16 protein-coding genes are annotated in these 19,104 nt (G+C 70.8%); 8 read left to right on the top strand and 8 right to left on the bottom strand.

Features of this window, described 5'->3' with window-relative positions:
- The 5 genes from A6A06_RS08650 (at nucleotide 1) to A6A06_RS08630 (ending at nucleotide 3,520) form a co-directional block, all read left to right on the top strand.
- On the top strand, nucleotides 1-798 hold the full coding sequence (locus A6A06_RS08650) for a type III pantothenate kinase (RefSeq protein WP_073760610.1): 798 nt from the start codon (nucleotides 1-3) through the stop codon (nucleotides 796-798).
- Nucleotides 799-1,012: 214 nt separating this feature from the next.
- The gene (locus A6A06_RS08645) at nucleotides 1,013-1,606 is read left to right on the top strand and encodes a hypothetical protein (protein ID WP_073760609.1); all 594 of its coding nucleotides are present in this window, start codon (nucleotides 1,013-1,015) and stop codon (nucleotides 1,604-1,606) included.
- A 465-nt stretch (nucleotides 1,607-2,071) separates the two neighbouring features.
- The gene (locus tag A6A06_RS08640) at nucleotides 2,072-2,503 is read left to right on the top strand and encodes a BlaI/MecI/CopY family transcriptional regulator (protein WP_242440653.1); all 432 of its coding nucleotides are present in this window, start codon (nucleotides 2,072-2,074) and stop codon (nucleotides 2,501-2,503) included.
- A gap of 9 nt (nucleotides 2,504-2,512) precedes the next feature.
- The gene (locus tag A6A06_RS08635) at nucleotides 2,513-3,031 is read left to right on the top strand and encodes an amino-acid N-acetyltransferase (RefSeq protein WP_073760607.1); all 519 of its coding nucleotides are present in this window, start codon (nucleotides 2,513-2,515) and stop codon (nucleotides 3,029-3,031) included.
- A gap of 156 nt (nucleotides 3,032-3,187) precedes the next feature.
- Entirely contained in the window at nucleotides 3,188-3,520 is a 333-nt protein-coding gene (locus tag A6A06_RS08630; RefSeq protein ID WP_073760606.1) for a histone-like nucleoid-structuring protein Lsr2, read from the top strand.
- On the opposite strand, the gene A6A06_RS42625 is transcribed toward A6A06_RS08630, so the two are convergent.
- Nucleotides 3,451-4,152 (bottom strand): SCO3374 family protein, encoded by a 702-nt coding sequence (locus A6A06_RS42625; protein ID WP_073760605.1) that lies wholly within the window; start codon nucleotides 4,150-4,152, stop codon nucleotides 3,451-3,453. The two genes, A6A06_RS08630 and A6A06_RS42625, sit on opposite strands and share 70 nt — an antisense overlap.
- Before the next feature lie 509 nt (nucleotides 4,153-4,661).
- On the opposite strand from A6A06_RS42625, the gene A6A06_RS08615 reads away from it, so the two are divergent.
- A complete protein-coding gene (locus tag A6A06_RS08615; RefSeq protein WP_073760604.1) occupies nucleotides 4,662-7,181 on the top strand; it encodes an ATP-dependent Clp protease ATP-binding subunit in 2,520 nt (839 codons plus the stop codon).
- Between the two features lie 471 nt (nucleotides 7,182-7,652).
- Here A6A06_RS08615 and A6A06_RS08610 read toward each other — a convergent pair whose 3' ends face one another.
- Entirely contained in the window at nucleotides 7,653-10,265 is a 2,613-nt protein-coding gene (locus tag A6A06_RS08610; RefSeq protein ID WP_073760603.1) for an NACHT domain-containing protein, read from the bottom strand.
- 588 nt (nucleotides 10,266-10,853) lie between these two features.
- On the opposite strand from A6A06_RS08610, the gene A6A06_RS08605 reads away from it, so the two are divergent.
- Nucleotides 10,854-11,543 carry a M23 family metallopeptidase gene (locus A6A06_RS08605; protein ID WP_073760602.1) on the top strand — a complete coding sequence of 230 codons (690 nt, stop codon included), beginning with the start codon at nucleotides 10,854-10,856 and terminating at the stop codon, nucleotides 11,541-11,543.
- 57 nt (nucleotides 11,544-11,600) lie between these two features.
- Here the strand turns inward: A6A06_RS08605 and A6A06_RS08600 are convergent, their stop codons facing one another.
- The gene (locus A6A06_RS08600; RefSeq protein WP_073760601.1) at nucleotides 11,601-12,179 is read right to left on the bottom strand and encodes a TetR/AcrR family transcriptional regulator; all 579 of its coding nucleotides are present in this window, start codon (nucleotides 12,177-12,179) and stop codon (nucleotides 11,601-11,603) included.
- A 139-nt stretch (nucleotides 12,180-12,318) separates the two neighbouring features.
- On the opposite strand from A6A06_RS08600, the gene A6A06_RS08595 reads away from it, so the two are divergent.
- The gene (locus A6A06_RS08595) at nucleotides 12,319-13,932 is read left to right on the top strand and encodes an MDR family MFS transporter (RefSeq protein ID WP_073760600.1); all 1,614 of its coding nucleotides are present in this window, start codon (nucleotides 12,319-12,321) and stop codon (nucleotides 13,930-13,932) included.
- 177 nt (nucleotides 13,933-14,109) lie between these two features.
- On the opposite strand, the gene cseC is transcribed toward A6A06_RS08595, so the two are convergent.
- The 5 genes from cseC to A6A06_RS08570 form a co-directional block, all read right to left on the bottom strand.
- Nucleotides 14,110-15,411, bottom strand: coding sequence for a two-component system sensor histidine kinase CseC (cseC, locus tag A6A06_RS08590; protein WP_073760599.1), 1,302 nt, complete (start codon nucleotides 15,409-15,411; stop codon nucleotides 14,110-14,112).
- An 8-nt stretch (nucleotides 15,412-15,419) separates the two neighbouring features.
- Nucleotides 15,420-16,130, bottom strand: coding sequence for a two-component system response regulator CseB (cseB, locus tag A6A06_RS08585; protein ID WP_073760598.1), 711 nt, complete (start codon nucleotides 16,128-16,130; stop codon nucleotides 15,420-15,422).
- Nucleotides 16,131-16,139: 9 nt separating this feature from the next.
- Nucleotides 16,140-16,748: a hypothetical protein gene (locus A6A06_RS08580; protein ID WP_073760597.1), complete on the bottom strand. Its 609-nt coding sequence runs from the start codon at nucleotides 16,746-16,748 to the stop codon at nucleotides 16,140-16,142.
- A 344-nt stretch (nucleotides 16,749-17,092) separates the two neighbouring features.
- Complete coding sequence (locus A6A06_RS08575; protein WP_073760596.1) at nucleotides 17,093-17,644, bottom strand: SigE family RNA polymerase sigma factor; 552 nt, start codon at nucleotides 17,642-17,644, stop codon at nucleotides 17,093-17,095.
- A gap of 345 nt (nucleotides 17,645-17,989) precedes the next feature.
- Complete coding sequence (locus A6A06_RS08570; RefSeq protein WP_073760595.1) at nucleotides 17,990-18,937, bottom strand: A/G-specific adenine glycosylase; 948 nt, start codon at nucleotides 18,935-18,937, stop codon at nucleotides 17,990-17,992.
- Nucleotides 18,938-19,104: the final 167 nt, after the last annotated feature.

Raw genomic sequence — 19,104 nt, 5'->3', positions numbered from 1 at the left:
ATGCTGCTCACCATCGACGTAGGCAACACCCACACCGTCCTCGGCCTGTTCGACGGCGAGGAGATCGTCGAGCACTGGCGCATCTCCACCGACGCCCGCCGCACCGCCGACGAACTCGCGGTGCTCCTCCACGGCCTGATGGGCACCCACCCGCTGCTGGGCGAGGAACTGGGCGACGGCATCGAGGGCATCGCCATCTGCTCCACCGTCCCCTCCGTGCTGCACGAGCTGCGCGAGGTCACCCGGCGCTACTACGGGGACGTTCCGGCCATCCTGGTCGAGCCCGGCGTCAAGACGGGCGTGCCGATCCTCATGGACAACCCCAAGGAGGTCGGCGCGGACCGGATCATCAACGCGCTGGCGGCCGTGGAGCTGTACGGCGGCCCGGCCGTGGTGGTCGACTTCGGTACGGCCACGACGTTCGACGCGGTCAGCGCGCGCGGCGAGTACGTCGGCGGGGTGATCGCGCCCGGCATCGAGATCTCGGTGGACGCGCTCGGCGTGAAGGGCGCCCAGCTCCGCAAGATCGAACTGGCCCGGCCGCGCAGCGTCATCGGCAAGAACACCGTCGAGGCCATGCAGTCCGGCATCCTGTACGGCTTCGCCGGGCAGGTCGACGGCGTCGTCCAGCGCATGGCGCGGGAGCTGGCGGACGACCCGGACGACGTGACGGTGATCGCCACCGGCGGGCTGGCGCCCATGGTGCTCGGCGAGTCCTCGGTCATCGACGAGCACGAGCCGTGGCTCACGCTGATCGGCCTGCGCCTGGTGTACGAGCGCAACGTCACCCGGGGGTGAACGGCACGGTCCGGCCGGGGCCGCCCGGACCGGCCGAACCCTCAGGGTGAAATGTCTAATTAGTCGCGTTACGTTCGCCAGTCAGCCTGAAGTGGCTTTTGCTGGCTAACGTGACTTACGCGACACTTGCGACGTTCTAATCGTGTTAAGCGGATTTTGTCCGTCGGCGACGTATGGTCGGCCCATGCCTATGCCATACGGATCCCGCGGCGGTATGGCCTTCAGCGCCGACGAGTTGCGCGTCCTGCGGCGCGCACTCGCCGCCGCCCTCCAGCCGACGCGCCGCACGACCGGTGCCCAGGACGCCCCGGCGGGTTACGACGCCGACGGCGCCCAAGAGGTCCAGGAGTACCTGCGGCTGGCCGAGGCGGTGGACGAAGCGGCGCGCGAGGGCGGGCGGCTGCGCGCCTTCCTCCTCGCCGACCTCGCCCGCTACCGGGAGGCCCTTCCCGGCTCCGCCGGCGGCTACCTGGGGCAGCTCCAGGAGGCCCTGGCGGCCGGCTACGACCCCGGCCCCGCCGACCTCGCCGCCCTGCGCTCCCTGTGCGCGCAGCAGCAGGGGCCGGACGAGCACGCGCGCCGCACCGCCCTGCTGCGCCGCTGCGAGAGCCTGGCCGAGCGCTCCGTACGGGCCCGGCTGCGCGCCCTCCCGGGCGGCCGGACCGCGGGCGAGTCCGCGCCCGCTCCGGTGCCGGTGCCGGGTCCGCAGCCGAAGGCGCCGCGCCCCGGCCGTCCCGTCCCCACGCCGGGCGAGGTCTTTCCGCCGCGCCGCAAGCCCGGTCCGCCCCCCGCGGCCCGGTCGGCGTGAGCGCTGCGTACTCTGGAAGCCTCACTCCCGAAGGAGGCCCCTGGTCATGGATTACGTCGCAGCGCTGGTACCGCCCGTGGTGATGGCCGTGGCGTTCGTCGCGCTCATCGTGACNAGAGCCAGGGTGGCGAGAACAAGTCCAAGGAGGACGCGGCGGTCGACGCCGCGCTGGCCCGCGCCGAGGGCGCCCGCCAGGAGCCCAAGGCCCACGGCGCCTGACCGGCGCCGGCCGGGCCCGTCCCGGCCGCGCGGGCGCGGTCCCGTGCCGCCGACGGGGTTCGTCCATCCGTTCGGCAGCCTGGTCGCCCTTTCGTATCGCGCACGTCTGTACGGCCCGGGATTGTGTATCCCGGGCCGTAACGCCTTTTTTCGGGGTAAATCCACCGGGTGAGAACCGGCAATCGCGACATCTCCCACTATTGTGCTGGTGTGCCACGACGCTTGGGTGATCTGGAAGACGCGGTCATGACGCGGGTGTGGGAGTGGAACCGCCCGGTCACCGTTCGGGAAGTCCTGGAAGATCTGCAGAAGGAACGGTCGATCGCCTACACAACGGTGATGACCGTATTGGACAACCTCCATCAGAAGGGCTGGGTGCGCCGGGAAGCCGAAGGGCGCGCCTATCGATATGAGGCGGTCTCCACTCGTGCCGCCTACTCGGCCGCACTGATGAACGAAGCGTGGTCCGCGAGTGACAACCCCGCGGCGGCCCTGGTGGCCTTCTTCGGGATGATGTCGCCGGAACAGCGCCACGCCCTGCGGGATGCCGTACGCATGGTGCAGGGTGACGAACCGGCGGAACCCGCACCGGCCCCGCCGCAGGCGGAACGAGAACCGCCCGCGCCCGCAGAAGGCCCGGACGTACCCGCGGCGGGATCCGGTGACCCGGGGCGATAGCGTCACGTCATGCCGCCGCTGACAAATGGACTCACCGTCCGCCGTGCCAGGACCAGCGATGTACCGGCCGTGCGCCGGCTCGTCGACGCCTACTCACCGGACGGCATCCTCCTCGACAAAGCCACCGTGACGCTTTACGAGGACATCCAGGAGTTCTGGGTGGCCGAGCGGGACGAGGACGCCGAGGTCGTCGGCTGCGGAGCGCTGCACGTCATGTGGGAAGACCTGGCCGAAGTCCGTACATTGGCGGTGGACCCGCGGCACAAGGGCACCGGCGTCGGCCACCTGGTCCTCGACAAGCTGGTGCGCACCGCGGGCTGGCTCGGAGTGCGGCGCATTTTCTGCCTCACCTTCGAAGTGGACTTCTTCGCCAAGCACGGGTTCGTGGAGATCGGTGAGACGCCCGTCGACGGCGATGTCTACAGCGAGCTGCTGCGTTCCTATGACGAGGGCGTTGCCGAGTTCCTCGGTCTCGAACGAGTGAAGCCCAACACCCTGGGCAACAGCCGGATGCTTCTGCACCTGTGATCAGCGTTCTATGTCCGAATCGCGCCCCTATCTCATAGCTGTGGAAGCAAGCGTTCCCCGGCCGTGGAGCAACTGAACCCAACCCAGGGGTTTGTGTTTTTCCCGGAAAAGCGGTTTGCTTTCCGTCGTAATCCGTATTCGATGAAAGGGAAACCGGTGGCACAGAAGGTTCAGGTTCTTCTTGTCGACGACCTCAACGGCGGCGAGGCCCATGAGACCGTGACGTTCGCCCTCGACGGCAAGTCCTACGAGATCGACCTGTCCGACGACAACGCGCAGAAGCTGCGGGAGTCGCTGGCCGAGTTCGTGAAGGCGGGCCGCAAGACCGGTGGCCGTTCCGGCGGTCGCGGCAAGGCGCGTGCGTCTTCCGGCGGCAGCCCGGACACCGCGAAGATCCGCGCGTGGGCGAAGGAGAACGGCTACAACGTCAATGACCGCGGCCGTGTGCCCGCGGAGATCCGTGAGGCGTTCGAGAAGGCGAACGGCTGACCGCCGTACCCGCGATCCGTTTGTCTTCGAGCTTGACGACAGCGCAGCAAACGGGCCCGGTGGCATTCCGTGGCCGCCGCGCTCACGAGTCGTACGAGGTCGGGGGCGCGCCCCTGGCGATCCGCGAGGGGAACCCCGTGGCCCCCGCGCCCTGCCCCTGTCCCCGTGGTGGGCAGAGTCGCCTCGACCTCGCTTCCCGGCTCGGGAGGCCGCACCCACCCCGCGGCCTCCCGTGGGCCGGATCCGTACGGCCGCCACGCGTGCGGTGACGGCGGGGGCGGTGACGGCGCGGGCATCCGGTCCCCGGTGCCGCGCGCGGTCAGATCCAGCCGTAGCGAGCCCCATTCCAGCCATTCCAGGAGTTCCGGCAGTTCCTCCGCGGAACCCGCGGCCACGAGCACGAGCATCCTGGGACCGGCGGAGCCGCCGCGGACGATCGCCACGGGTCCCGTGGGGCCCACCCGCCCCAGCACGGCCCGTCCCGCGTCGGCCGGCAGGTCGAGGGCGTCGAAGCGCACCCCGGTCGGCAGCTCCACCGGCTCCGCGCCGGTGGTCGGCCAGCCCAGCTCGTCCTCGTAGTACTGCCGTACGGCGGCGAGGGGGGAGCGGGAGCGCGGGAGCGCGACGGCCATACCCGGAGCAACTCGCGAAACTCCGAGAAGTTACGCTGTGTTGACATGTGGGTACGTACTGTCGCCAGGGAAGGGGGCGTGCGGGGGCGTGACGGCGTATGTGACGGCGCTCGGGTGTTCGCCCATAGCGGAGGGAACGGGCCCACGCCGCATGGAGTGTCCGGGGCGGCGGGTAAGACATTCCCAGTGGGGAGAGACGGTGCAGCGGCGTGCGCAGCGCGTTTTCCGGAGTGGCGGCGGACTCCGGGCGGGCGTGTCGGTGAAGGGTGCGTTCGCCACGGGCGTACTGGCCCGGGGCGTATATGCCTGGCCTGCGGGAACATCGTCTCGCACCATCGGGTTGGAGCAGATGTCGGCTGTTCGGCAGCAGATTTCCCCGCCGTCGCGGGGGTGATCCGGACGGATGTCGGCAGTTGGAATGAGCTGTCCCGTCCCACGGGACTAGCATGCGGAAGGACAGGGAGGGGACCGACCCCTAACTGCCTGACCGCTCTGAGGAGCGATTAACGATGTTCGAGAGGTTCACCGACCGTGCGCGGCGGGTTGTCGTCCTGGCTCAGGAAGAAGCCCGGATGCTCAACCACAACTACATCGGCACCGAGCACATCCTCCTGGGCCTGATCCACGAGGGTGAGGGTGTCGCCGCTAAGGCCCTGGAGAGCCTCGGGATTTCGCTCGAGGCGGTCCGCCAGCAGGTGGAGGAGATCATCGGCCAGGGGCAGCAGGCCCCGTCCGGCCACATCCCCTTCACCCCCCGTGCGAAGAAGGTCCTGGAGCTGTCGCTCCGCGAGGCCCTTCAGCTCGGCCACAATTACATCGGTACGGAGCACATCCTGCTCGGCCTGATCCGCGAGGGCGAGGGCGTCGCCGCCCAGGTCCTGGTGAAGCTGGGCGCCGATCTGAACCGGGTGCGGCAGCAGGTCATCCAGCTGCTCTCCGGCTACCAGGGCAAGGAGGCCGCCACCGCCGGCGGCCCGGCCGAGGGCACCCCCTCGACCTCGCTCGTCCTGGACCAGTTCGGCCGCAACCTGACGCAGGCCGCTCGCGAGACCAAGCTCGACCCGGTCATCGGGCGCGAGAAGGAAATCGAGCGGGTCATGCAGGTGCTGTCCCGCCGTACCAAGAACAACCCGGTCCTCATCGGCGAGCCCGGCGTCGGCAAGACGGCGGTCGTCGAGGGCCTGGCGCAGGCCATCGTCAAGGGCGAGGTGCCCGAGACCCTCAAGGACAAGCACCTCTACACCCTGGACCTGGGTGCCCTGGTCGCCGGCTCCCGCTACCGCGGTGACTTCGAGGAGCGCCTGAAGAAGGTGCTCAAGGAGATCCGCACCCGCGGCGACATCATCCTGTTCATCGACGAGCTCCACACCCTGGTGGGTGCGGGTGCCGCCGAGGGCGCGATCGACGCCGCGAGCATCCTCAAGCCCATGCTGGCGCGAGGCGAGCTGCAGACCATCGGTGCGACCACGCTCGACGAGTACCGCAAGTACCTGGAGAAGGACGCGGCCCTTGAGCGCCGCTTCCAGCCCATCCAGGTCGCGGAGCCGTCGCTGCCGCACACCATCGAGATCCTCAAGGGCCTGCGCGACCGCTACGAGGCGCATCACCGCGTCTCCATCACGGACGAGGCCCTGGTCCAGGCCGCCCAGCTGGCCGACCGCTACATCTCCGACCGCTTCCTGCCGGACAAGGCGATCGACCTGATCGACGAGGCCGGCTCCCGGATGCGCATCCGCCGGATGACCGCGCCGCCGGACCTCCGCGAGTTCGACGAGAAGATCGCCGACGTGCGCCGGGAGAAGGAGTCCGCGATCGACTCGCAGGACTTCGAGATGGCCGCGGGCCTGCGCGACAAGGAGAAGCAGCTCCTGGCCGCGAAGGCGAAGCGGGAGAAGGAGTGGAAGGCCGGCGACATGGACGTCGTCGCCGAGGTCGACGGCGAGCTGATCGCCGAGGTCCTGGCCACGGCGACCGGCATCCCGGTCTTCAAGCTCACCGAGGAGGAGTCCTCGCGGCTGCTGCGCATGGAGGACGAGCTCCACAAGCGCGTCATCGGCCAGAAGGACGCCATCAAGGCGCTCTCGCAGGCCATCCGCCGTACGCGGGCCGGTCTGAAGGACCCCAAGCGCCCCGGTGGCTCGTTCATCTTCGCCGGTCCGTCCGGTGTCGGTAAGACCGAGCTGTCCAAGACGCTCGCCGAGTTCCTCTTCGGCGACGAGGACGCGATGATCTCCCTCGACATGTCGGAGTTCAGCGAGAAGCACACGGTCTCCCGGCTCTTCGGCTCGCCTCCCGGCTACGTCGGCTACGAAGAGGGCGGCCAGCTCACCGAGAAGGTGCGCCGCAAGCCGTTCTCCGTCGTGCTGTTCGACGAGGTGGAGAAGGCCCACCCCGACATCTTCAACTCCCTGCTGCAGATCCTGGAGGACGGTCGCCTGACCGACTCCCAGGGCCGGGTGGTGGACTTCAAGAACACGGTCATCATCATGACGACCAACCTCGGGACCCGGGACATCTCCAAGGGCTTCAACCTGGGCTTCGCCGCCCAGGGCGACACCAAGAGCAGCTACGAGCGGATGAAGAACAAGGTCAACGAAGAGCTCAAGCAGCACTTCCGGCCCGAGTTCCTCAACCGTGTCGACGACACGGTGGTCTTCCACCAGCTCACCGAGGAAGACATCATCCAGATCGTCGACCTCATGATCGCCAAGGTCGACGAGCGCCTGAAGGACCGCGACATGGGCATCGAGCTCAGCGGTGAGGCCAAGAAGCTGCTCGCCAAGCGCGGCTACGACCCGGTGCTGGGCGCCCGCCCGCTGCGCCGGACCATCCAGCGCGAGATCGAGGACGCTCTCTCCGAGAAGATCCTCTTCAGCGAGCTGCGCTCCGGCCACATCGTGGTCGTCGACATCGAGGGTGAAGGCGAGAACGCCAAGTTCACCTTCCGCGGCGAGGAGAAGTCGGCGCTGCCCGACGCCCCGCCGGTCGAGTCCGCGGCCGGTGGCCCGGACCTGTCGAAGGACGCGTGACGGCAGGAAGTACGGACCGGGCGCCCAGCGCCTGACCGGTACGGCTGACGCCGCGGCCCGGGACCTGTTCCAGGTTCCGGGCCGCGGCGTTTTCGTGTGTCCGGGCCGTGGAGTTCCCGCGCGGTGTGCGCCCGGCGCGGTGAACGGAAGTGTTTTTCCGTACCGCGCGTGGACGGATATCCGTAACCGCCGGGACGCGGGACCCTGCTCCGGTACGGGAGCGGCCGCGGCTATTGCCTCTGACGTAAGCGCGCGTGGGTCACGGGCGTAAGCGTGCGTGGGGCATGGACGTAAGCGTGCGTGGCTCTCAGACGTAAGCGCGCGTACGTAATAGGAAAACGCCAATCCGGATTGCACCGGCGGTACCCGGCGCAAATGCGGAGGGGAATATTCCGGCCACCCGGGAACTCCAAGGCGGCACGCCAGGACCGGACCCACTAAGGCAGGTCCGCAGCCCTTGGGGCCGCTATATCAGAGCTCAATGACACGGATCCCGTCCGGTACGCCGGTGACGGGCGGCAGCCGGCGGCTGATCCACAGCTCCTCCAGCCGGGGGTAGGCGGTCAGCCACTCCATCGAGATGCCGAGGTGGCACGCCAGATGGAGCCGGATCAGGACATCCTGCGGGACGATGCCGCCGATCAGCTCACGCTTGGTGAACATCCCGGCGATCTGGAGGGACGGCCGGCCGCCGAGCCGGCCCAGGGTGTGCAGCTCGTCCACGTCCGTCACGGGGAAGAACAGGCCCTCCGGGTCCAGGTGGGCGATGATCTCCCGGGCGTAGCGGGCGGTGTCGTACCGCTGCCAGGCGCCCGCCAGCTGGGCCCGCACCTCGTGGTACGTCCGCTCGCGCAGCCCGGTCAGGTAGTCGATCGCCATGTCGTCGGTGATGGACGTGGCCGTGACGGCGAGCAGGTGCGCCTCGCCGTCCGAGACCCCGGCCGGCTCCGGCAGCATCTCCAGGACGATCGGGCCGATCCAGCCCAGCGCGCGGGCCCCGGCCACGGTGCTGGGGCGGACCATGTCACGCGTGAAGCGCCGCACCCGGTGGCGTACCTCCGGGTCGAGTTCGGCGGCGTGCTCCACGCAGGCCGCGGCGAGCAGCTTGCGGTGCCGGGCCTCCGCGGCCCGGATGCCGGGCCGCGGGGCCAGCAGGCCGTTCAGCAGCGCCGCGCACTCGTCGGGGCGGGCCAGCGCCACGGCCATCCGGATCACGTCCTCCCATTCGGAGAGGTGGGCGTGGTTCAGCAGCAGCCCGAAGTCGTGGCGCTGGACGGTGGCACGGGCGGCCAGGAAGTCCTGGAAGGTGCGGTGCACGAAGTCGACCGTGTCCGGGGCCGGTTCGCGCAGCAGCCCGGTCCGGTTGAGCAGGTGGCGGTAGATCTCCTCGGGGCCGCCCTGGCGTGCGGCGTCGGGGATGGCCGGGAGGTGCTGCGCGAGCGTGTCGACGGCGATCTCGCGGTCCATCTCCGAGCGCCCGTTGACCAGCATCCAGTGGGCCAGCTTCTGCAGCAGCTGGATCTTGGGCTGGCGCGGCAGGTCGATGCCGTCCGTGGTGCCCATGGCCCGCTCCCGGTCCCGCCGCTCCAGCAGCATCGACAGGGCGGCCTCGTACAACTCCTTGCGGCCGTCGGGCAGATAGCCCCGGCGGTCGCGGTGCAGCGCGCAGAGCATCCCGCACATCAGCGGGTTGGTGGCGAGCCGTCCCAGGTCGCGGGTGATGCGTACGGCGTTCAGGAGGGTCCGCTCGTAGTGGCCGAGGCGGTCCAGGTCCTCCGGCTCCTGCTGGGCGGCGGCGTGGTGCCAGCGCTGGATGAACGCGGCGATGTCCTCGTGGCTCATCGGGGCCAGCGACAGTTCGGCGAAGCCGTCGGCCGTCAGCCAGTCGGCGCGGACGGCGGAGGGGCGGGAGGTGACGATCCAGACGTTGCCCGGGTACAGGGCGGTCCAGTCGCGGAGTTTGCGGCGCAGCTTCTCGCGCTGGTCCTCGGGGGCCTCGTCCACACCGTCGATCAGCAGCAGTGCCCGGCCGGCCCGCAGGACGCGGTCGGCCCAGCCGGGCGGCTGGGCCTCGGCGCCCGGATAGCCGACCGCGGTGAGGAAATTGCCGGGGGAGGGCAGCCCGTGCCGGGCGAAGCGGCGCACCGGCAGGAGGAAGGGGACGCGGCCGTACAGGGCCCGGCGCAGCGCGGCGGGCAGCTCGCCGCGGGCGGTGGCGACGGCCAGCCACTGGAGCAGGGTGGTCTTGCCGGAGCCCGCCACGCCCCGTACGAGGATCCGGCACCGGCCGGACAGGGCGAGCTCGGCGGGGACGGGTGGCTCCGGGGTGCCGCCGCGGTCCGCGGCCGCCGGTTCGGCCTCGCAGCGCAGGCCCAGGTAGGCGGCGTCCAGCGGCCAGCTGTCCGGGGAGTGGGCGAGGTCGATGCCGAAGATGGTCAGGTGGTTGTGGAGGACGGCGGTGTCGTGGGCGTACCGCGTCTCGAAGTCGGCGTCCTCGGCGGTGCGGGACGGCAGCCGGGCGGCCAGCGTGCCGAGGGTGGCGTCCAGTCTGCCGAGGGTGCGCCGGTTCTCGGCGAGGGTGCGGGCGTCGAAGCCGGTCAGCCGGGTGAAGAACTCCAGGATGTGCAGCGACGCGGTGTCCAGCAGGATGCCGTGCAGCCGGGTGCCGTCATCGGTCAGTTCGCGGGTGGCGTCCGGGGCGGCGCGGCGGAGCCGGCGGGCGAGTTCGTCCGCCTCCAGCCGGACGTCCTGCACGAGCTCCATGTCGATGTCGCCGAGCGCCCAGAGGGTACGGGCGAGGGCCTGCGCCACGGCCCGGTCCTCGTCGGGGCGCACGGGCCGCTCCAGCTCCTCGCCGGTGGCACCGGGCAGCGGCGTCACGGCCCGGTCGACCAGCTTGGCGGCGATCCGCCGTACGTCGCGCTCTTCGAGGGTGCGCTTCTCGCCCCGGAAGGAGACCAGGCCGCAGATCCGTAACGGCCGGTCCACCAGTTTGGCGCCGGGACCCGGGCGCACGAGGAGTTTCCTGACGAGCGGCGCGACGACTTTCGGCAGCAGCCGGGCCATGATGATCATCGGGTCCATGTGGTGATCCCCCATCACCTGAGCAGCGCCGGCCGGGCCGGGCGCTGTGGATGCCAAGCCTAGGGGAGCCGGCCGCCGCAGGGGTCGGCTCGGGCCGGGGGGGCGGCGCACCGGGCCGGGCGCGCGCCGTATCCCTGTGTACGGGGCCGTTGGTCCCGATACGGACAGGCGAAGGGCCCGCCGGAAAGCGGGGAAAAGCGGGGGCGCGGTGACATGCCGCACAAGCCCGTCGGGGCCTACTACGCGGAATAGCGGCTGTTTCGCGAGGTGCTGCGGGCCGGTGCGGGCGCGGTGACGGCCGCGGTGCGGCCCGGGGGGACCGGGGTTCCGGGGCGGCTTCGTCCGGCGAACGGAATCCGCAGGTCAGAGGGTGGACGGCGGGGCCGTGCGGCGGCCCGGAGACGGCGGCGGACGCGGGGTTTGAGGCCGGGGGGCGAGGGTAGCCGCGCGGGTTTATTTCTCTGGCTTTTGCTACGGGATGGGGTAGTAGAAGCGGCTATTGGCAGCATGTCGGATTCGGGTTACCAAGGTGGAGCGATCCCGGTCGACGGCCGGGACCCCGTCTTTTTCCCCGGAGGTAGTTCCCGCATGACGAAGCACCACCCCCTGCACCGCCTGACGAAGAAGTCCACTCTCCGTACCCGCGCCTCCGTGCTTGCGGCGGGCCTGGGCGTCTCCGCAGCCGCGGGCGCCGGGGTGGCCGTGGCGGCGGGCAGCGACGCGCAGTCGATCACGCTGGACGGGCTGACGTCCGACATCCGCTCCTCGGTGACCGCGCAGGCCGACGCGCAGAAGAAGGCCGCCGAGACGGAGAAGCAGGAGGCCGAGAAGGCCAAGAAGGCCGCCGAGGAGAAGGCCCGCTCCTGGGTCAAGCCGGTGGACGACTACAAGCTGGGCATGACCTTCGGGCTGGCGGGCCAGCACTGGTCGCACAATCACAGTGGCCAGGACTTCGTGGTGCCCAGCGGCACCGCCGTGCACGCCGTGCACGGGGGCACCGTGGTCAAGGCCGGCCCGAACGGCGGCGGCGACGGTCCCGCGTACGGCAACGCGGTCGTGATCAAGCACGACAGCGGTACGTACACCCAGTACGCGCACCTGACCAGCACCGAGGTCAAGCCGGGCCAGACCGTGCAGACCGGCCAGGAGATCGCCAAGTCCGGCAGCACCGGTAACTCGACCGGCCCGCACCTGCACTTCGAGGTCCGTACCGGCCCGGACTACGGCTCCGGCGTCGAGCCGACCGCCTTCCTGAAGGCGCGCGGCGACGGCGTGTGAGCGTGTGATCCCTGCCGTCAGGCAGACCCAGGGGCGCCCTGACGTGTCGGGTGCCCCTCAGCCGCGGCTCGGCGGATGGGCCGCGGTGACCAGTTCGGTGGCGACCTCCAGGATGGCCTTGCGCTTGTCCTCGGGATCGCCTTCGACGTTCTGCATGGCGAACAGGCCCGCGTGCATCGAGAAGATCGCGGTGATGCAGCGGACCTGGTCCGTCAGCTCCGCCTCCGGCTCCCTGAGCAGCCCGGTGAGGCGGTGCATGCGCTGCTTGAAGGTCTCCCCGATGCTCAGGTCCCGTACCGTCGCCTGGTTCTCCTGCATGAAGCGGAAGAGGGGTTCGGCGGTGCGCAGCGCCTCGCTGTAGCGGCGCAGGATCTCCTGCTTGGTCTCCACGGTGCGCGGCTGCCGGTCGGCCCATTCGGTCAGCTCGTCGATCGGCTGCGCCAGGTCCTGGAACAGGCTGATGACGATGTCTTCCTTGGTCTTGAAGTGGTAGTAGAGCGCCGCCTTCGTGACGTCGAGCCGTTCGGCGATCTCGCGCAGTGAGGTCTTCTCGTACCCCTGCTCGGCGAACAGCTCCAGGGCGATGTCCTGGATGCGCTGGCGGGTGTTGCCCCTGCGCGCGTGCGGTGTGCCCATGCTGCTGTTCTCCTGCGTCGATCGTCCCGGCCGGAGCCGTGGGGGCCACTCATTAACTTACTTGACGCCCGGCTAGTTGGCGATTACCTTCTTCACCGTACTGAACTAGCCGGGCGGCAAGTAAGTGGGAGAAGCGAAGATGGGGATGTCGCAGAAGAAAGCGACCCCGACGGGGGAGATACCGAAACCGGCCGACGCCGGGGGGAAGCAGCCGGCCAGCGTCCGCGTGGTGCTGTTCGCGCTGATGATCGCGATGCTGCTCGCGATGCTCGACAACATGATCGTGGGTACGGCGATGCCCACCATCGTCGGCGAACTGGGCGGGATGAGCCACCTGTCCTGGGTGGTGACCGCGTACACCCTCGCGACCGCCGCCTCCACCCCGATCTGGGGCAAACTGGGCGACCTCTACGGCCGCAAGGGCGTCTTCCTGACGTCCATCGTGATCTTTCTGATCGGTTCCGCGCTGTCCGGCATGGCGCAGGACATGGGCCAGCTCATCGGCTTCCGGGCCGTACAGGGCCTGGGCGCCGGCGGTCTGATGGTCGGCGTCATGGCGATCATCGGTGACCTGATCCCGCCGCGGGAGCGCGGCAAGTACCAGGGCATGATGGCCGGCGTCATGGCCGTCGCGATGATCGGCGGACCGCTGGTCGGCGGCACCATCACCGACCACCTCGGCTGGCGCTGGAGCTTCTACATCAACCTGCCGCTCGGCGCGATAGCCCTGGTCATGGTGACCGCGGTGCTGCACCTGCCGAAGAAGCGGTCGCAGGCCCGCATCGACTACGTGGGCGCCGTACTGCTCACCGTCGGCATCACGTCGCTGGTGCTGATCACCACCTGGGGCGGCACCGAGTACGACTGGCTGTCGGGCCAGATCATCGGGCTCGGCGTGACCGGCGTCGTCGCCCTGCTGGCCTTCGTCTTCACCGAGACCAAGGTCCGCGAGCCGGTGCTGCCGCTGCACATCTTCCGCAACCGCAACTTCAGCCTCGTCACGGTCATCGGCTTCGGGGTCGGGTTCGTGATGTTCGGCTCGATGACCTTCCTGCCGCTGTTCCAGCAGACCGTGCAGGGCGCCTCGGCCACCAACTCCGGCCTGCTGCTCCTGCCGATGCTGCTCGCGATGATGGCCGTCTCGCTGGTCGCGGGCCGGGTCACCACCTCGACCGGCAAGTACAAGCTCTTCGTGGTGGGCGGCGGCGGTCTGATCACCGCCGGGCTCGCGCTGCTGTCCCTGATGGACACCGGCACCACCCGCTTCACCTCGGGCCTGTACATGGCGGTGCTCGGCGCCGGCATGGGCTTCCTGATGCAGACCACGATGCTGATCGCGCAGAACAGCGTCGAGATGAAGGACATGGGCGTCGGCTCCTCGTCGGCCACCCTCTTCCGTACGATCGGCGGCTCCTTCGGCGTCGCGATCTTCGGGGCGATCTTCAACAACCAGGTGCAGGCGACGATGTCCGAGCGGCTCGGCGCGGCCGGCGCGAAGGCGACCTCGGGTGGCGCGCAGATGGACATCAAGGCGCTGGAGAAGCTGCCGGGAGCGGTCAAGGACGCGTACATGCACGCGGTCTCCAGCGGCACCCACCAGGTCTTCCTGTGGGGCGCGCTGATCAGCGTCCTCGGCTTCGCCGCGGCCTGGTTCCTCAAGGAGGTGCCGCTGCGCGGCGGCCCCGCCAAGCCGGCCGAGCCCGTCGACGACGGCGGCGCCCCGGCGGGCCGGGCGATGGCGGAGGCCCTCTGATCCGGTAACCGGTGATCCGGTCGGCGGCCCCCGGCGTTCGCGCCGGGGGCCGCCGCGGCGTTGTCGGGCCGCCGTCTCCGGGCCGTTGTCAGTGGTGCGTGCCACCATCGTGACGTGGACGGGAACGGGCACGGCGGGCATGGGAACGGGCACGGCGACGAGCGGGCAGGCCGCCCCTCACCTGTCCGGCAACTGGATGACCGGGAAGCTGCCCGTGTTCGTCGGGGCGTTCTCCGGCAGCCACAGCACGGACACGGCCCCGGTCGACCCGTCCGCCAGCTCGTCCGCGTTGCGGAAGGTCAGCCGGGCGCCCAGCACCCGGGCCTGGCCCGCCGCGATGGTCAGGCCGAGCCCGTGGCCGCGCCCGGCCCGGTCGCTGCTGCCGGTGCGGAAACGGCTCGGGCCCTCGCGCAGCAGGGCCTCGGGGAAGCCCGTGCCGTGATCGCGTACGCGCACGACCCGCCCCTCGACGGTCACCTCGATCGGCGGCTTGCCGTGCCGGGCCGCGTTGGCGATGAGGTTGCCCAGGATGCGTTCCAGGCGCCGCGGATCGGTGGAGACCTCGGCGTCCCGCAGGATCTCGATCCGGATGTCGGAGTTCAGGGCCCGCACCCGCCGGGTGACGAACTCGCCGAGCAGCACGTCCTGTAGCTCGGCCCGCTCGGCGTAGCCGTCCAGCCGGGCCACCTCCAGCACGTCCTCGACGAGGGTGCGCATCGCCTGCGCCCGGTCCCGTACCAGCTCCGAGGGGCGGCCCGGGGGCAGCAGCTCGGCCGCGGTGAGCAGCCCGGTGACCGGGGTACGCAGCTCGTGGGCGATGTCGGCGGTCACCCGGCGCTCCGCCTCGATGCGCTGCTGGAGGGCGTCGGACATCGCGTCCACCGCCCAGGCGAGGTCGTCCGTCTCGTCCCGGATGCGGCCGCCGACCTCGTCCCGGATGCGTACGGAGGTGTCGCCGTCGGCCAGCTTGCCGGCCGCCGCCGCGGCCTTGCGCAGCCGCTGGGACAGCCGCCCGCCGATCAGCACACCGAGCGCGCAGCCGCCGACCACGACCGCCGTCGAGCCGATCAGCAGCGCCTGGTCGAGGTCGTCGAGGACGGCGAACCGGTCGGGGAAGAAGCCCTGGATGGACAGCACCCGGCCGCCCGCGACCGGCGCCGCGGCCCACACCTTGGGCGTGGTCTGGCCGGTGTCCTCCAGGTAGGTCGCCCGCTTTCCGTTGGTGACCTCGTCCCGCAGTTCCTTCGGCAGCGCCGGGTCGTCCAGCTTCGCGCCGAAGCGCAGCTGGTGCGTGGATTCGTAGATCTTCTGCGTGAAGTTGAGGCGCTCGGTCTGCACGTCGCGGCTGTTGTCCAGCATCGAGCCGCGGGCCGCGTTGTGCACGACGAGGCTCAGCGCGATGGCGACCAGCGCTCCGACGAGCGCGATGGCGGCGCTGAGCTTCCACCTCAGTCCGGTACGCAGGGCGAGCCTGACCACCGCAGGAGTCAGCCTCTCAGCTTGTAACCGAAGCCGCGGACGGTCTCGATCCGGTCCTGGCCGATCTTGCCGCGCAGCCGCTGGACGTGGACGTCGACGACGCGGGTGTCCCCGCCCCAGCCGTAGTCCCAGACCCGCTCCAGCAGCCGGTCGCGGGAGAGGACCGTACCGGGCGAGTTCGAGAACTCCAGCAGCAGGCGCATCTCGGTGGGCGTCAGCGCGACCGGCTGACCGCCTTTGCGCACCTCCATGCCCTCCGTGTCGACCTCCAGGTCGCCGAAGCGCAGTACGGCCTCGGCGGGGTCGGCCGCCTCCGGGGCGGCGGCGCCCGAACCGTCCGGCCCCGAGGCGTGCCCGAAGCGGCGCAGCACCGCGCGGATGCGGGCCACCAGCACGGCGCCGTCGAACGGCTTGGTCACGTAGTCGTCGGCGCCCGCCTCCAGGCCCAGCACCACGTCGATGGAGTCGGCCCGCGCCGACAGCATGATCACCGGCACGGTGGACTCGTCCCGGATGCGCCGGCACAGGCTGACGCCGTCCAGGCCCGGCACCATCACATCCAGCAGGGCGATGTCGGGGCGGTCGGCCCGGAAGGCCTCCAGGCCCGCCAGTCCGTCGGGCATGGCGGTGACGACGAAGCCGTCCCGCTCCAGGGCGAGCTGGGTCGCCTCGCGGATGACGTCGTCGTCCTCGACGAAGAGCACATGGGTATCGGCCATGCGGTGTTCTCAATCCTCCGGTGCCGTGCTGTCCGGGGCCGCGGATTCCGTGCCCCCGGTCTTGCTGTAGTCGGTGTGGTACCGGGCGTACTCGACGAAACGGCTGCCCGTCCAGCGGTAGGTCATCACATCCTCGCCGGACGCGCAGCACACCTTGTCGCCGGTGTTGTAGGTCTGCTTGGAGACCTCCAGCTCACCCTTGTTGACACCCGCGTACACCGAAGGCTGCTCGTCGGCGAAGACATTCTCGTACGTCCCGCCCTTCTTACGGTAGACGTACGAGCCGATGCCCACGGAGTCCGCACAGGTCATCACGTTCACCAGGACGTCGGGATCCTTGCCGTGGGTGAGCGCGGCGTAGGTGACCTCGACCGGGTACTCCTCCGCGGCGCACGGCTTGCCGAGGGACTTCTTGACGTCGTCGCCGACCTTCGGGTCGTGCTTCATCAGCTCCACGGCGTCGACCTTCTGGTACGCGACGGACGTCGAGGGGGACGGGGACGGCGCATGGGCCGACCGGTTCGTGGGCGGCGCGGGGGTGCTGGTGGCCGTGCCTTCGGTCCGTACGCCCTCGCCGCCGGGACTGCAGCCGGCCAGCAGCAGGGAGAGGGCGGCCATCCCCGCGACGGCGGCTCCGCCGCCCGTCCGGAGGGCCGAGCTCCGCCGGGACCGCGACCGGTCCGCGGAGGCCCGGCGGCCCCGCTCCGGCGCCGGGCGCTCCGGTCCCGGCCTGCCGGGCCGCGCCCGCCGGGCGGCGGACCGCCCGAGACCGGCCCGCCAGCCGGTGACCTGCCCGATTCCCCTCCGTACGAACCGGGTCGGCCCCGTCCCGGGCAAGGCGCCGCCGGCCGGCGGGGGCCCGGCCGGCGTGCTCTGGGCCGGCCCGCCTCCGGCCGGCCTGTTCCTGGTCAAACCGCTCCCGCTCACAGTCCCTCTGGCTAAGCCACCGCTTCCGCAGCCGGTCAGGCCGCGCACCGCTCCCGCTCCTGCTCGCCGCGCTCCAGCATCCGCGCGTCGATGTCGCGATTCTCCAGCTCCTGGCGCAGCCGGGCCAGGGCCCGGTGCAGCGTGCTCTTGACCGTACCGGTGGACATGCCCAGCGCCGCCGCGGTCTCCTCGGTGCTCATCTGCTCCCAGTGTCGCAGCACGACGACGCTGCGCTGCTTGGGCGCGAGCACGCCGAGGATGTCCATCAGCAGCGCCCGGTCGGCGCGCTGCTCGGTGCCGTCGTCGACGCTGGCGTCCGGGAGCTGCTCGGTGGGCACCTCCTCCAGCTTGCGGGCGCGCCACCACTCCGTACGCGTGTTGATCATGACGCGGCGGAGGTAGGCGTCGGCGAGGGATTTGTCGGCGATGCCGTCCCAGCGCCCGTACGTGCGGACCAGGGCCGTCTGGAGCAGGTCCTGGGCGTCGACCGGGTCGGGTACCAGGCGCCGGGCACTGCGCAGCAGGGCATCCTGCCGCGTCCGCACGTACTCTTCGAAGTCCAGTACCTTGCCGCCGCTGGTCGCCATCCCGACGCCTCCGATCCGCTTGCGTTCCCCACGTTGACCGCGCTGGTGGTCATCTCCAGCACGAGGAAGACGCTACGGAGGGGGTGTTGCGGCGTAATGTGCGTGGGCCCCACAGAGAGTGCACGGAAGACCGTCGGTTGTGTAACAGCGCGCCGGGGGTCATACCTCCGGCTGACCGGGCTACGGAACGGGTCATCCTCCTGGGGGACAGCAGGGGTGGCCGGAAGAGCTATTCAGGAGCGACGCGGCCCGTGCGCTCCACTGTCACGGAGCGCACGCGGCCCGCGCTGTCGCTCCGCTGTCACAGAACGGTCAGCACGGCGCCTGTCAGCACGTCGCCCGTCATCACGTGGTGCTCCGGCCGAGCGGCAGGCGGTACATGCCGCCCGGCAGCGGCTCCACCAGGCCGTCCGACACAAGACCGTCGAGCGCCCGCGCGCGCTGCACCGGCTCGTCCCACACAGCGTCCAGCACGGACTGCGGTACGGGCCCGAGTGCTTCCCTCAGTACGGCGAGGAGCTTGCCGCGCACCTGGCGGTCCGTACCGGCGTACGTCTGGCCGCGCCGCGGCGGGCCGTCGTGCGCGGGCGAACCCGCCAGCCGCCAGGCGCACTGCGCGGAGATCGGGCAGCGCACACACTCCGGACCGCGGGCGGTGCACACCAGCGCGCCCAGCTCCATCGTGGCGGCGGCCCACTTGGCGGCGGTCTCCTCGTCCTGCGGCAGCAGCGCGCGGGCCAGCTTGCGTTCGGCGGCGGTGGTGGCGTTCGGCGGGTACTGCCGGCCGGCGACGGCGCGCGCGAAGACCCGGCGGACGTTCGTGTCCAGTACGGCGTGCCGCTGCCCGTACGCGAAGGAGGCCACGGCCGCAGCCGTGTACTCGCCGACGCCGGGCAGCGCGAGGAGCTGGGCATGCTCGCGCGGTACGTCGCCGCCGTGACGTTCCTGTATGGCGGAGGCGGCGGCGTGCAGACGCAGCGCGCGCCGCGGATAACCGAGGCGGCCCCAGGCGCGCACCGCTTCACCGGGCGGCTCGGCAGCCAGGTCGGCGGGCCGCGGCCAGCGCGCCAGCCACTGCTCGTACACGGGCAGCACTCTGCTGACCGGCGTCTGCTGCAGCATGAACTCGCTCACCATCACGCCCCAGGCACCCGCCTCGGGGCGGCGCCAGGGCAGATCGCGGGCGTGCTCGTCGAACCAGTCGGTGACGGGGCCGTGCAGCCGGACCCCTTCGGTGGCTTCGTTGGCGGCGGTGACAGCGGCGGCGCCGGTGGCGGCAGGAGTGGAAGTCATGGCACTGCCGATCCTGACACGGCGGCGCTCCGCCGGGAAACGCACCGGGCGCGCGCCACGATGCGCCCACCCGCACGCGGGAACGCCCGGCCGTGACACCGGCTGTGACACGGCCGGAGCGCCGACGGGAGCGGTGGCCGGAACGCCGACGGGAGCGGCGGCCGGAG

The organism is Streptomyces sp. CB02923 (assembly GCF_001905005.1).
Classification (GTDB): Bacteria; Actinomycetota; Actinomycetes; order Streptomycetales; family Streptomycetaceae; genus Streptomyces.
Note: the sequence above shows the minus strand (reverse complement) of the source record. Positions and strands in the feature narration are given on the sequence as shown.

Bases quoted from the DNA above. Each gene is read 5' to 3' on its own strand.
- A6A06_RS08650 (WP_073760610.1), top strand. From the start codon at position 1: ATGCTGCTCACCATCGACGTAGGCAACACCCACACCGTCCTCGGCCTG.
- cseB (WP_073760598.1), bottom strand. From the start codon at position 16,130: ATGGCCGATACCCATGTGCTCTTCGTCGAGGACGACGACGTCATCCGC.
- A6A06_RS08640 (WP_242440653.1), top strand. From the start codon at position 2,072: ATGACGCGGGTGTGGGAGTGGAACCGCCCGGTCACCGTTCGGGAAGTC.
- A6A06_RS08580 (WP_073760597.1), bottom strand. From the start codon at position 16,748: ATGGCCGCCCTCTCCCTGCTGCTGGCCGGCTGCAGTCCCGGCGGCGAG.
- A6A06_RS08600 (WP_073760601.1), bottom strand. From the start codon at position 12,179: ATGGGCACACCGCACGCGCGCAGGGGCAACACCCGCCAGCGCATCCAG.
- A6A06_RS08635 (WP_073760607.1), top strand. From the start codon at position 2,513: ATGCCGCCGCTGACAAATGGACTCACCGTCCGCCGTGCCAGGACCAGC.
- A6A06_RS08595 (WP_073760600.1), top strand. From the start codon at position 12,319: ATGGGGATGTCGCAGAAGAAAGCGACCCCGACGGGGGAGATACCGAAA.
- A6A06_RS08570 (WP_073760595.1), bottom strand. From the start codon at position 18,937: ATGACTTCCACTCCTGCCGCCACCGGCGCCGCCGCTGTCACCGCCGCC.
- A6A06_RS42625 (WP_073760605.1), bottom strand. From the start codon at position 4,152: ATGGCCGTCGCGCTCCCGCGCTCCCGCTCCCCCCTCGCCGCCGTACGG.
- A6A06_RS08605 (WP_073760602.1), top strand. From the start codon at position 10,854: ATGACGAAGCACCACCCCCTGCACCGCCTGACGAAGAAGTCCACTCTC.
- A6A06_RS08610 (WP_073760603.1), bottom strand. From the start codon at position 10,265: ATGGACCCGATGATCATCATGGCCCGGCTGCTGCCGAAAGTCGTCGCG.
- A6A06_RS08575 (WP_073760596.1), bottom strand. From the start codon at position 17,644: ATGGCGACCAGCGGCGGCAAGGTACTGGACTTCGAAGAGTACGTGCGG.
- A6A06_RS08615 (WP_073760604.1), top strand. From the start codon at position 4,662: ATGTTCGAGAGGTTCACCGACCGTGCGCGGCGGGTTGTCGTCCTGGCT.
- A6A06_RS08645 (WP_073760609.1), top strand. From the start codon at position 1,013: ATGGCCTTCAGCGCCGACGAGTTGCGCGTCCTGCGGCGCGCACTCGCC.